This is a genomic window from Polaromonas sp. P4_F6 (genome assembly GCF_056401275.1).
Window position 1 is genome coordinate 419,629 of record NZ_JBFUJQ010000003.1, and the last position, 12,321, is coordinate 431,949.

Genomic DNA, 12,321 nt, shown 5'->3' on the forward strand with positions numbered 1-12,321 from the left:
GGCCGCAGCCGCCACCCATTGCTACCAGTTGACCTCGCGGTCGGGCGTCGCGCCGATTCGGTGCACGGAAAGGTCGGCGCCCTCAAACTCTTCTTCCTGGCTCAGGCGCAAGCCCATGGCGGCCTTGAGGGTGCCGTAAACGGCCAAGCCCGCCAGCAGTGCCCAGGCCACACCCATGGCGCTGCCGATGAGCTGCGCACCCAGGCTCACGCCGCCCAGGCCGCCCAGCGCCTGGCTGCCGAAAATGCCGGCCGCGATGCCGCCCCAGAGGCCGCACAGGCCATGCAGCGGCCACACGCCCAACACGTCGTCGACTTTCCATTTGTTCTGCGTCAGCGTGAACATCACAACGAAGACGCCGCCAGCCACGCCGCCCGTCACCAGCGCGCCCAGCGGATGCATCAGGTCCGAGCCCGCGCACACCGCCACCAGCCCGGCCAGCGGGCCGTTGTGCACAAAACCCGGGTCGTTCTTGCCGAAGGCCAGCGCCGCCAAGGTGCCGCCCACCATGGCCATCAGCGAGTTGACGGCGACCAGGCCGGAAATCTTGTCTATGGTCTGCGCGCTCATCACGTTGAAGCCGAACCAGCCCACGGTCAAAATCCAGGCGCCCAGCGCCAGGAAGGGAATGTTGGACGGCGGATGGGCCGACACCGCGCCGTCCTTGCGGTAGCGGTTGCTGCGCGCGCCCAGCAAAATCACCGCGGGCAATGCCAGCCAGCCGCCCACCGCATGGACCACGATGGAGCCCGCGAAATCATGGAACTCCGCGCCGGTCAGGGACTTGATCCAGGCCTGCACGCCGAAGTGCTGGTTCCAGACAATGCCCTCGAAGAAGGGGTAGACAAAGCCCACGATGACGGCCGTGGCGATCAGCTGCGGGTAAAAGCGCGCGCGCTCGGCAATACCGCCCGAAATAATCGCCGGGATTGCCGCGGCAAAGGTCAGCAGGAAAAAGAACTTGACCAGCTCGTAGCCGTTCCTGGCGGCCAGCTGCTCCGCGCCGACAAAAAAATGTGTGCCGTAGGCCACGCCATAGCCCACCACAAAATACACCACGGTGGACACCGAGAAGTCCACCAGGATCTTGACCAGCGCATTGACCTGGTTCTTTTTGCGAACCGTGCCCAGTTCCAGAAAGGCAAAACCGGCATGCATGGCCAGCACCATGATGCCGCCCAGCAGAATGAACAAGGCGTCCGAGCCCTGTTTTAGTGCTTCCATAGGTCCCTCTTGAGATGAAATGTGATTTATTGGTGCGTAATTCCGTGAATTTCAGGAATCGCACCAAATGCAAGCAAGAAATGCGCCGCAAACGTGCGAACGATGCTTGTGTGCACCAATTTCAGTCTTCAAGCGGGGGTTGGAGGGCGCCGGCTACAATGCAGGCTGTCATTGGGGAGTAGCCAGCCTTTCAATCCTGGAAGGGGCTTGCGTCAACAGACTTGCCCACTCAGGGCATGGCGCAAGCGGTCTTCGGACTACGCGAGACCTTTGACTGCACAGCCTCCGCTTCAGGCCGGGGATGGCGTGCAGTCATGGGTTTTCGTCCGGCCGGAGTCTTTATACATGGAAGCTTTCCTCGTCTCCACGGGCATCGTCGCCCTCGCCGAAATGGGCGACAAGACGCAACTCCTCGCCCTCATCCTCGCCGCCCGCTTTAAAAAGCCCTGGCCCATCGTCGCCGGTATCTTGGTCGCGACCCTTGCCAACCACGCCCTCGCCGGCGCGGCCGGTGCCTGGGTGACCACGCTGGTCGGCCCGCAAATGCTGCGTTGGATTCTGGGCGCATCGTTCCTGGCCATGGCGGTGTGGATGCTGGTGCCCGACAAGATCGAGGCGGACGAGGACGGGAAACCGCCGCGCTTCGGCGTGTTCTTCACCACCGTGCTGGTGTTTTTTCTCGCCGAAATGGGCGACAAGACGCAGATCGCCACCGTGATGCTGGCCGCGCGCTATGACGCCATCGCCAGCGTGGTCGCGGGCACCACGCTGGGCATGATGCTGGCCAATGCGCCCGTCGTCTGGCTCGGCGAGCGCGTCACGCGCCTGCTACCGCTGCGCGCCGTGCACATCGTCTCGGCGCTGATCTTTGCCGGGCTGGGGCTGGCCGCGCTCTTGATGTGACCCCGGCTTGGTATACTTCCTTTCAGCGCCGATTTGCTCAGCTTGCGGGCGCTTAAAAAGTACAGCTAAAGACGAACTCCAAAGGACCCGGACTCGCTTTAGCGACGCCGGGTTTTTTGTTTTCTGCAGGTGATTTTTTGACACTGATTGCCACCCCGCTCAGCATGCATTTTGTCGAGGCACTGCCGCTGCAGAGCGGCGCCTCGATACGCGCCTACGACCTGAGCTATGAAACCTACGGCGAGCTCAACGCCGACAAATCCAACGCCGTGCTGATCTGCCACGCGCTCAACGCCTCTCACCATGTGGCGGGCCTCTACCTCGATGCGCAGGGCCAGCCCATAGACAAGTCCGAAGGTTGGTGGGACACCATGATTGGTCCCGGCAAGCCGGTCGACACCGACCGCTTCTTCGTGATCGGTGTCAACAACCTGGGCTCCTGCTTCGGCTCCACCGGCCCCATGCAGCCCAACCCCGACACGCAGGAACTCTACGGTGCCGATTTCCCCGTCGTCACCGTGCAGGACTGGGTCAGCGCGCAGGCCCGCCTGCTGGACCGCCTGGGCATACAGACTTTGGCCGCCGTGATGGGCGGCAGCCTGGGCGGCATGCAGGCCCTGGCCTGGACGCTGCAATACCCCGAACGCGTGCGCCACGCCGTGGTGGTGGCCAGCGCGCCCAACCTCACGGCCGAAAACATCGCCTTCAACGAAGTCGCCCGGCGCGCCATCGTGACCGACCCGGACTTCCACGGCGGCCATTTTTACCGCCATGGCGTGCTGCCCAAGCGCGGCCTGCGCATCGCCCGCATGATCGGCCACATCACTTATTTGAGCGACGACGTGATGAACGAAAAATTCGGCCGCCAGCTGCGCCAGGCGGTCGCGGAAACCGCGAGCGCCGACGCGCCCTACAAATACACCACGCAGGACATCGAGTTTGAAATCGAAAGCTATTTGCGCTACCAGGGCGACAAGTTCAGCGAGTACTTCGACGCCAACACCTATTTGCTGATCACGCGCGCGCTCGACTATTTCGACCCGGCGCGCGCCTACGGCGGCAACCTCACCCAGGCCCTGGCCCAGGTCAAGGCCAAATTCCTGCTGGTGAGCTTCACCACCGACTGGCGTTTTTCCCCGGCGCGCAGCCGTGAAATCGTCAAGGCCCTGCTCGACAACCAGCGCGACGTGAGCTACGCCGAAATCGACGCGCCGCACGGCCACGATGCCTTCCTGTTGGAGGACGAGCGCTACCTCGGTGTCGTGCGTTCCTATTTCCAGAGCAAGGTGGCCGCATGAACCCGATTGCCGACCTCACTGTGCCGCCTTCGGCCGACCTGCTGTCCATCGCCCGCCTGGTGCCGCCCGGCTCCCGCGTGCTTGACCTGGGCTGCGGCACCGGCGAATTGCTGGACTACCTGATCCGCGAGCGCGGCTGTTCGGGCTACGGCGTCGAGATCAACGACGCCAACGTGCAGGCCTGCGTGGCGCGCGGCGTCAACGTGATCCAGCTCAATCTCGAGGAGGGCCTGGCGCTGTTCGGCGACAGCTCCTTCGACGTGGTGCTGCAGATAGACACGCTGCAACACCTGCGCAACGCCGAAACCATGCTGCGCGAGACCGCGCGCGTGGGCCGCGCCGGCATCGTCGTGTTTCCCAACTTCGGCCATTGGCCGAATCGCCTGGCCGTTGCGCGCGGCCGCATGCCGGTGACCAAGGTGCTGCCCTACCAGTGGTACGACACGCCCAACATCCGTGTCGGCACGCTGCAGGACTTTGAAGCGCTGGCGCTGCAGAACCGGCTGGAGATTCTCGACGCCTTCGGCCTGCAGGACGGCCGCGAAGTTCGCTTCTGGCCGAATGCCCGCGCCAGTCGCGCGGTGTTCAAGTTCCGGCGTGAGTAGCGTTGGCGCTGGAGTGCCTGGACTAAGGCTGATCTCTAACGGCGGCTTCGGCTAAAAGCAGACATAAGCTGCAATCCGATTTGGTCGGTCGGAATTCTGAGCTAGCACCCCGGCGCTTCCAAGTAGTGCTGGGTCATGTTGCAACGCGTCCGAAAAAGCTGCCAACAGTGCATTTTCAGCCCAAATTCGGGCAACCCTCTTGTAACGCTCATCACTTTATGAGATATTTGCTTCATGAACGACTGGCTGATCCTTACTGCGACGCTGCCGACCACCCCAAGTGGCCTGCGAGTTCGGGTGTGGCGCGCACTCAAGGCGACAGGTGCGGGAACGCTTCGGGAGGGGGTCTACGTTCTTCCGGCCACCGCGCCCTCCGCCGTTGCTCTTCGGGAGCTTGCGAAGACGATTGCTGACGCTGGCGCTGACGCCTATTTGCTCGAGTTGCGGGCGCGCGATGCGGCTCAGGAACAGGCGTTCCGGGCCCTGTTCGACCGCTCCGAGCACTATGCGGAGCTGTTGCAGGCCGTGAAGGACGCGCGCAAGAGCATTGGGAAGGCCACCGAAGCGGAGCTCCACAAGACATTGCGCAACCTTGAGCAGCAGCTGCAGCAAATCCAGGCGGGCGACTTCTTCCCGAGCGAGGACGGCACCCGATGTGTTGACGCGGTCACGACGCTGCGTCGTGAGATTGAACTTCATCTCTCACCGGACGAGCCGTCGCCTACGAAGGCTGTTGTCCCCTCGCTCGCCATCGCGGACTATCAGGGCCGCACCTGGGCCACCCGCAAGCGCCCGTGGGTAGACCGTCTGGCCACCGCCTGGCTGGTCAGTCGCTTCATCGACAAGTCCCCGAGCTTCATCTGGCTGGCGGGTCCGAAGAAGTGCCCTAAACAGGCACTCGGCTACGACTTCGACGGAGCGGCTTTCACGCACGTGGGTGAGCTGGTGACTTTCGAGGTCGTCGCCAGGAGTTTCGGCCTTGACGGGAAGCCCGCCCTGGCGCGGCTCGGGCAGCTCGTGCACTACATCGACGTCGGGGGTATTTCGCTCGACGAAGCCCCGGGAATTGAAATGATCGTTCGTGGCTTGCAAGCGCAATACGCAGACGACGACGAGCTGCTTGAAGCGGCTTTCGCCTTTTTTGACACCCTGCACGCTGCTTTGAAGGCCGCCAAATGACAACGCATACCCTGGACCAAACGGCCCCCGAACCCATCACTCGGGGACAAGCGTTCTCCTTCTGGCTGAAGCTTGGCTTCATCAGCTTCGGCGGGCCCGCCGGGCAGATTGCCATCATGCACGAGGAGCTCGTGGAGCGCCGGCGCTGGATTTCCGAGAATCGCTTCCTGCACGCCCTGAACTACTGCATGCTGCTGCCCGGCCCGGAGGCGCAGCAGCTTGCGACCTACATCGGGTGGTTGATGCACCGGACGTGGGGCGGCATTGTCGCCGGCGGGCTGTTCGTCCTGCCGTCGCTGTTCATCCTGGTTGCGCTGTCCTGGGTCTACATGGCTTTCGGCCACGTCCCGGCCATCGCGGGCCTTTTCTACGGCATCAAGCCCGCGGTCACCGCACTGGTCGTGCATGCCGCGTACCGGGTTGGCTCCCGCGCCCTCAAAAACGGCTGGTTATGGGGCATCGCGGCCGCGGCGTTTATCTCCATCTTTGCATTCAACATACCCTTCCCGTTGATCGTGCTCGCGGCGGGCACCATCGGCTACTTCGGCGGGAAGTACGCACCCGACAAGTTCAAGACCGGCGGCCACGGCGCTTCCACCAAGCAGTTCGGCCCGGCCCTCATCGATGACCACACGCCTACGCCCGCCCATGCGCTCTTCACCTGGAAGCGCGTCAGGCAAGTGCTGCTAGTTTGCCTGGGCCTGTGGACAGCCGCCATTGCGACACTTGCCGCCGCGTATGGGTGGGACGCGGTGCTCACACAGATGGGATGGTTCTTCACCAAGGCCGCGCTGTTGACGTTTGGCGGCGCCTATGCGGTGCTGCCCTATGTCTACCAGGGCGCAGTGGACAACTACCAATGGCTCACCGGCCCCCAGATGATTGACGGCCTGGCGCTCGGCGAGACCACGCCCGGTCCGTTGATCATGGTCGTCGCGTTTGTCGGCTTCGTCGGTGGCTGGACCAAGGCCATTTTCGGCCCCGAGTCGCTGTTTCTGGCCGGTGCTGCCGCAGCGACGGTGGTCACCTTCTTCACCTTTCTGCCGTCGTTCTTCTTCATCCTGCTCGGAGGGCCTTTCATTGAGTCCACGCACGGCAACCTGAAGTTCACGGCCCCGCTGACCGGCATCACAGCCGCCGTGGTGGGCGTGATCTTGAATCTCGCCGTGTTCTTTGCCTACCACGTGCTCTGGCCGCAAGGCCTCTCCGGCCGTCTCGAGTGGGCTTCAGCCGTCATCGGAGTAGCGGCCGCCGTGGCGCTGTTCCGCTTCAAGGTTGGCGTCATTCCCGTCGTGCTGGTCTCCGGCATCGTCGGCCTGGCGCTGCGGCTTAGCAACGTTATTTAAAGGTGCACCATGAACGCTCGAATTCACGACCTCTCTTTCGACCCTGCCGGCATGAACGGCCTTTCGGAGAAATTGCTGCGCAGCCACCACCAGAACAACTACAGCGGTGCCGTCAAGCGGCTGAATGCCATCCGTGGCCGGTTGCGGGAGATGCCTTTCACGACGGCCACCGGCTTCGAGCTGAATGGACTCAAGCGCGAGGAACTCATCGCCACGAACTCGATGCTGCTGCACGAGCTGTACTTCGACTGCCTCGGTGCCACCGGTGAGCCGCTGGCACCTGCTGCGGTGCTCGCGCTGCAATCGAATTTCGGCAGCGTTGAACGATGGCGCGAGGAGTTCGTCGCGATGGGCAAAGCCCTGGCCGGTGGCTCCGGCTGGGTGCTGCTGGTATTCCAGCCGCGCGAAGGAACCCTTGTGAACCAATGGGCCGCAGACCACACGCACGCGGTGGCGGGTGGTATCCCCATCCTGGCACTCGACATGTACGAGCACGCCTACCACCTGGATTTCGGCGCGGCCGCCGGCCAGTATGTCGACGCCTTCATGGAGAACATCAACTGGACGCGCGTGTACGAGCGCTACCAGGCCGCGGTGGAGGCTTCAAGCGAGCCGTTCGCAGCCACTGCGGACGATCTCGCCGGCGCCCATGTTCTGGATGTCCGGCGGGCAGGGGTCTTCGACCAAGCGGACTCGCTGATCCCCGGTGCGCAGTGGCGAGACCCAGCCCAGGTGGACGACTGGTCGGCGCAGTTGCCCAAGGACAAGCCCGTGATGGTCTATTGCGTTTACGGGCACGAAGTCGGGCGATCCACCACCATGCGCCTGCGTGCGGCAGGGGTCGATGCCAAGTTCCTGAGCGGCGGCATTGACGGCTGGAAAGCCGCAGGCCGGCCGCTCGTGGCAAAGCAAACCTGAGGCGTGATTCATGGACGTGATCGACTTTCACTGCCACTTCGCCGGAACGGGAATTCCGGTCGATGCGTCCAGAGGCAACCCACCAGCCCAGAAGGAATTCTGGGATGGCGTAAGCAGGCGGCTGACGCAAGAGGCAGCATTGCTTGCGTCGCTGCAGACGGCAGGTGTGACGAGCCGCGTCATCAACACGTCCCTCGAGTTCGTTTTGGCCCCAGGTGAGGAAGCGGATCTCAACACCATCCGCAGAATCAATGATTCGACGGCAGAGGTGACGCGCCGCCACAGCGGCATGTTGCATGGGCTCGCCACCGTGGACGCCTACCGAGGCGAGGAATCGGCCCGCGAATTGACGCGAGCGGTCAAGGAGTTGGGCCTGAAGGGTGTATTTATCGAGAGTGCGAAAGGGGACCTGTTGCCCGACGCGCCGGAGGCCAGGGCGACCTTTCTTGCGGCGTCGGAGCTGGACGTTCCCGTGTTCCTGCACCCGGTGCCGGATGCAGTTCTGCGTCAGAAGTTCAGGCGCACAGGAAAGTTCAGCGAACGTCTTTCGCGCAGCGCGATCAACGGCGCCGCCTTGCTTGCCATGGCGCACGCAGGCATGTTCGAGGAGATGCCTAACCTGAACGTGGTCGTTACTGCGCTTGCGCTGGGTGGCTTGATGGTCGGGGAATGCCTGGCGGATGGCGCGCGGATCGGCGAACACGCGTCGCCGCGGCGCAATGTCTACATCGACACGACGGGCACGCACCCGGTCATGCTGCGTGCGGCCATCGACCTCGTTGGGGCGGACCATGTGGTCACCGGCACGGATTGGCCCGTGGTCAATGAAACGGATTTGCCGGCCCGGCTCGCCAGCATGTTCGATCAGTGCGACCTGGGCGAAACCGACCGGGAGCTGATCGCCAACGGAAATGCGCGGCGCCTGCTGCACGCGTAGGCCTTTAAGGAGCTGATCATGCCCAGATCTTCCGTCGCATTGCTCTACCCAGGCGATCGCGCCATGCGGGAGCGTGCGGATCCAGCGGAAAGCCGTTTTGCCGCCTTGTTCGAGGCGTTTGCGAGTGTTGGAGTAACCGCCGTCCCGGCCGTGTACAACGACGCCTTCGCCGAGGAGGTGGAGGCGCAGTTGCGCGACTGCCGCCTTGTGCTGACCTGGTGCAACCCCATCGAAGGTGGGCGAAGGCGGGATGTTCTGGATGCCATGCTGCGACGGGTTGCCGACTCGGGGGTTGTGGTCAGTGCGCACCCCGAGACCATCCTGAAGCTGGGAACCAAGGACGTGTTGTTCCACACGCGCGATCTCCCGTTCGGCAGCGACGTTTGCCGAATCGAAAGCCCCAAACAGCTTGAGGAGGAATTGCCGGAACGACTCCGCCAGGGCCCACGGGTGCTCAAGCAATACCGGGGGCATAGTGGGATCGGTGTCTGGCGTGTGGAACTGGTTAGCCCCATTGGCACACCCGCGTGCCTGCGTGTACGCCACGCCCAGCGTGGCAGCGACGAGGAGCTGATGGAGCTTCCGGCGCTCCTGGCAAGACTGGCCCCTTACCTCGAGCCGGCGAATGGCGGACACATGATCGACCAGGCATGGCAAGCGCGGTTGGTGGAAGGTATGGTTCGAGCCTATCTGGTGGAAGACCGGGTCGAGGGGTTCGGGCACCAGTCGGTGAACGCGCTTTACCCCGCCAAGGCTGGGGAGCCGGCACCGCCGCCCGGCCCGAGGCTTTATTACCCTGCGGATCTGCCGCAGTTCCAGTTCTTGAAGGAACGGCTTGAGACTGAATGGGTCGAGTTGCTGCGTGCACGCGTCGGCCTGTCGCGCGAGCAGCTTCCGCTCCTCTGGGATTGCGACTTCATGTTCGGTGAGCCCCTCGCCGATGCCTCTGAGCACTATGTGCTTTGCGAGATTAACGTCAGCAGCGTAGCGCCGTTCCCGGACTCCGCGATTCAGCCACTGGTTTTGGCTGTGCAACGTCGTCTGGAGCAGATTTGATCCAGGTCATCGCGGCCGCGGCCGCGGCCTCGGCCCTGGCCGGGCTGCTGCTGCGCCTATCCGGCCTGGCCTGATCACCCGGGGCAACCGGCATGCCGGGCGCGGTATGCTCAAGCCCTTGTGATGGAACCCTCAGCCGCCCCAGCACCCCGGTCATCAATTCCGTTCCTGGAACGCCTGTTCGGCGACTGGGTGCGCGAAGTGTCGCCCGCCACCCTGCGGGCCGACGCGATGGCCGGCCTGCTGGGCGCGGTGCTGGTGCTGCCGCAAGGCATTGCCTTTGCGACGCTGGCCGGCCTGCCGCCGGCCTACGGCCTGTACACCGCCGTCATTCCCTGCATCATTGCCGCGCTGTTCGGCTCCAGCCGGCATGTCATGTCGGGCCCGACCAACGCCAACTCGCTCGCTCTGTTCGCCATGCTCTCGCCGCTGGCCGTGGCCTTCAGCCCGCTGTACATCCAGCTCGCGCTGGCCGTCACCGTGATGGTGGGCGTCATGCAGTGGCTGATAGGCGCGCTGCGCCTGGGCGTGCTGGCCAACTTCATCTCGCCGGCCGTGTTGTTCGGTTTTACCTCGGGTGCCGCGCTGCTGATCGCCGTGCACGCCCTGCCCGATTTGCTGGGCCTGGCCGCCGCGCCGGAGCACAGCGCGGCCGCCGTGCTGGGGCATGTGCTCACCAAGCTCACGTCCGCCCAGCCGCTGGCGCTGGGCGTCGCGGCCATTACGCTGGCTGTGGCTCTGCTGCTGCGCCGCCTGCGCCGCAACTGGCCTTATATGCTGATCGGGCTGGCGGTGGCCACCGCGCTGGCCTGGGTCTGGAGCAGCTGGCTGCAGCCCGGCGCCCAGCCCTCGGCCGCGCTGCGCACCGTGGGCCAGATTCCCGTGCCCTGGCCGCGCTTTGAGCTGCCGCGCATCAGCTGGGCGCAAGCCGCCGACCTGGTCGGCCTGGCCTTCGCGCTGACCATCGTCGCGCTGGGCCAGGCGATCTCGATTGCCAAGACGGTGGCGCTGCGCTCCGGCCAGCGCATAGACGCCAACCGCGAGTTCCGCGGCCAGGGCCTGTCCAACATTGTGGGCGGGTTTTTCTCGAGTTATGTGTCCTGCGGCTCCATGAACCGCTCCATGCCCAACCTGGAGGCCGGCGCGCGCACGCCGCTGGCCTCGGTGTTCTCCGCCCTGCTGTTGCTGGCGCTGGTGGCCCTCAGCGCGCCGCTGCTTGCGCAGATCCCCATGGCCGCGCTGGCGGCGCTGCTGGTGCTGGTGGCTTTCGCGCTGCTCGACGCCGCGCGCTGGCGCCAGCTGTTCAGCCTGAGCCGCAGCGATTTCGGCGTGGCCCTGGCCACCATGGCGGCGACCGTGACCATCCGGCTGGAAATCGCCATCCTGCTGGGCATGATCCTGTCGCTGATGTCTTTTCTCTACCGCACCTCAAAGCCCGCGATGCGCACCATGGGTTTTGACAGCCGCGGCCTGGACCGCCAGTTTGTGGTGATAGACAACTCGCCCGATGCGGGGCTGGAAACCAAAAAATCGTCGGGCCCGTCAGGGCCCGACGAGGTGCCGCGCCAGGCGCTGCCGGAGTGCCCGCAGCTCAAACTGCTGCGCATGGAGGGCGAGGTGTATTTCGGTGCGACCCAGCACGTGGCCGACATCCTGCACGCACTGCGCACCCGGCCGCAGCCGCAAAAACACCTGCTGGTCATGGGCAAGAGCATGAACTTCATCGACCTGGCGGGCGCCGAACTCTGGGAGGCCGAACTCGCCGCGCGCCGCGCCATGGGCGGCGACCTGTACTTTCACAGGCCGCGGCCCGAAGTGATACGCATGTGGCGCAAGACCGGTTTCACGAGCGTGCTCGGGCCCGAACACCAGTTCCCCGACAAATTCACCGCGATCGCCACCATCTTCAACAAGCTGGACCCGGACATTTGCCGGCACTGCACGGCGCGCATATTCTGGGAATGCAAAACCGCGCCCGGTCCCGGCACCGCCGACACACCCGCCGCCTGACGCCCATGCCCCAATTCGCCGCCAACCTCAGCTGGATGTACACCGAGCTCCCCATGGCCGAACGTTTTGGCGCGGCCGCGCGCGACGGCTTCACGGCCGTGGAGATCCTCTCGCCTTACGTCTGGGCGCCGGACGAACTCAAGGCCATGCTGCGGCGCCACGGCCAGCAGCTGGTGCTGTTCAACGCACCGCCGGGCGGCGTGGACCCGGCCGGCATCGAAAAAGCCTGGGCCTCTTCGCAAAAAGGCACGGCCTGCCTGCCCGGCCGCGAGGCCGAGTTCCGCGCCGGCATCGCCATCGCGCTGGCGTACGCGCAGGCCCTTGGCTGCCCGCGCATCCATGTGATGGCCGGCGTGCTGCCCGCGGGCATGGAGCGCGAGGCGCTGCAGCCCACCTATGTGAACAACCTGCGCGAGGCGGCCGCGCTGGCCGCCAGGGTGGGCGTGGACCTGCTGATAGAGCCCATCAACACCCGCGACATCCCGCGTTTCTTTTTGAACCGGCAGGACCATGCGCACGAAATCATCCGCGAAGTGGGCGCGGCCAACCTCAAGGTGCAGATGGACCTCTACCACTGCCAGGTCGTTGAAGGTGACCTGGCCATGAAGCTGCGCAAATACCTGCCCACCGGCCATGTCGGCCATTTGCAGATCGCCGGCGCGCCCGGCCGCAACGAGCCCGACGTCGGCGAGATCAACTACCCCTACCTGCTGGCGCTGCTCGATGAACTGGGCTACGGGGGCTGGGTCGGCTGTGAGTACAAGCCGCTGCGCGGCGCCCAGGCCAATGCCACAAGCGACGGGCTGGGCTGGCTGAAAAAATTTCGCGAACGCGCCTGAGCGCGT

11 protein-coding genes and 1 riboswitch are annotated in these 12,321 nt (G+C 64.6%); of the genes, 10 read left to right on the forward strand and 1 reads right to left on the reverse strand.

Translation table 11 applies throughout. The annotated features are described in order from the left end of the window. Positions 1-21: 21 nt before the first annotated feature. Positions 22-1,224 (reverse strand): ammonium transporter, encoded by a 1,203-nt coding sequence (locus tag AC1DUN_RS11460; RefSeq protein ID WP_477714045.1) that lies wholly within the window; start codon positions 1,222-1,224, stop codon positions 22-24. Positions 1,225-1,385: 161 nt separating this feature from the next. After that, positions 1,386-1,564, forward strand: a riboswitch (yybP-ykoY riboswitch). A gap of 5 nt (positions 1,565-1,569) precedes the next feature. On the opposite strand from AC1DUN_RS11460, the gene AC1DUN_RS11465 reads away from it, so the two are divergent. The 10 genes from AC1DUN_RS11465 (at position 1,570) to otnI (ending at position 12,315) form a co-directional block, all read left to right on the forward strand. Next, positions 1,570-2,127: a TMEM165/GDT1 family protein gene (locus AC1DUN_RS11465; protein WP_477714046.1), complete on the forward strand. Its 558-nt coding sequence runs from the start codon at positions 1,570-1,572 to the stop codon at positions 2,125-2,127. Between the two features lie 137 nt (positions 2,128-2,264). Beyond that, positions 2,265-3,425 carry a homoserine O-succinyltransferase MetX gene (gene metX, locus AC1DUN_RS11470; protein ID WP_477714047.1) on the forward strand — a complete coding sequence of 387 codons (1,161 nt, stop codon included), beginning with the start codon at positions 2,265-2,267 and terminating at the stop codon, positions 3,423-3,425. Beyond that, the gene (gene metW / locus AC1DUN_RS11475; RefSeq protein ID WP_477714048.1) at positions 3,422-4,030 is read left to right on the forward strand and encodes a methionine biosynthesis protein MetW; all 609 of its coding nucleotides are present in this window, start codon (positions 3,422-3,424) and stop codon (positions 4,028-4,030) included. Before metX ends, metW begins: the two co-directional genes overlap by 4 nt. A gap of 234 nt (positions 4,031-4,264) precedes the next feature. Next, a complete protein-coding gene (locus AC1DUN_RS11480) occupies positions 4,265-5,209 on the forward strand; it encodes a chromate resistance protein ChrB domain-containing protein (RefSeq protein WP_477714049.1) in 945 nt (314 codons plus the stop codon). Further along, positions 5,206-6,555: a chromate efflux transporter gene (chrA, locus tag AC1DUN_RS11485; protein WP_477714050.1), complete on the forward strand. Its 1,350-nt coding sequence runs from the start codon at positions 5,206-5,208 to the stop codon at positions 6,553-6,555. The genes AC1DUN_RS11480 and chrA overlap by 4 nt, the downstream gene beginning before the upstream one ends. A gap of 9 nt (positions 6,556-6,564) precedes the next feature. After that, positions 6,565-7,473, forward strand: a complete 909-nt coding sequence (locus tag AC1DUN_RS11490) for a Fe-Mn family superoxide dismutase (RefSeq protein WP_477714051.1) — start codon at positions 6,565-6,567, stop codon at positions 7,471-7,473. Between the two features lie 10 nt (positions 7,474-7,483). Then, positions 7,484-8,410: an amidohydrolase family protein gene (locus tag AC1DUN_RS11495; RefSeq protein ID WP_477714052.1), complete on the forward strand. Its 927-nt coding sequence runs from the start codon at positions 7,484-7,486 to the stop codon at positions 8,408-8,410. 18 nt (positions 8,411-8,428) lie between these two features. Beyond that, positions 8,429-9,466: a Cj0069 family protein gene (locus AC1DUN_RS11500; RefSeq protein WP_477714053.1), complete on the forward strand. Its 1,038-nt coding sequence runs from the start codon at positions 8,429-8,431 to the stop codon at positions 9,464-9,466. Positions 9,467-9,589: 123 nt separating this feature from the next. Further along, a complete protein-coding gene (locus AC1DUN_RS11505; RefSeq protein ID WP_477714054.1) occupies positions 9,590-11,476 on the forward strand; it encodes a SulP family inorganic anion transporter in 1,887 nt (628 codons plus the stop codon). A 5-nt stretch (positions 11,477-11,481) separates the two neighbouring features. Beyond that, entirely contained in the window at positions 11,482-12,315 is an 834-nt protein-coding gene (gene otnI / locus AC1DUN_RS11510; RefSeq protein WP_477714055.1) for a 2-oxo-tetronate isomerase, read from the forward strand. Positions 12,316-12,321: the final 6 nt, after the last annotated feature.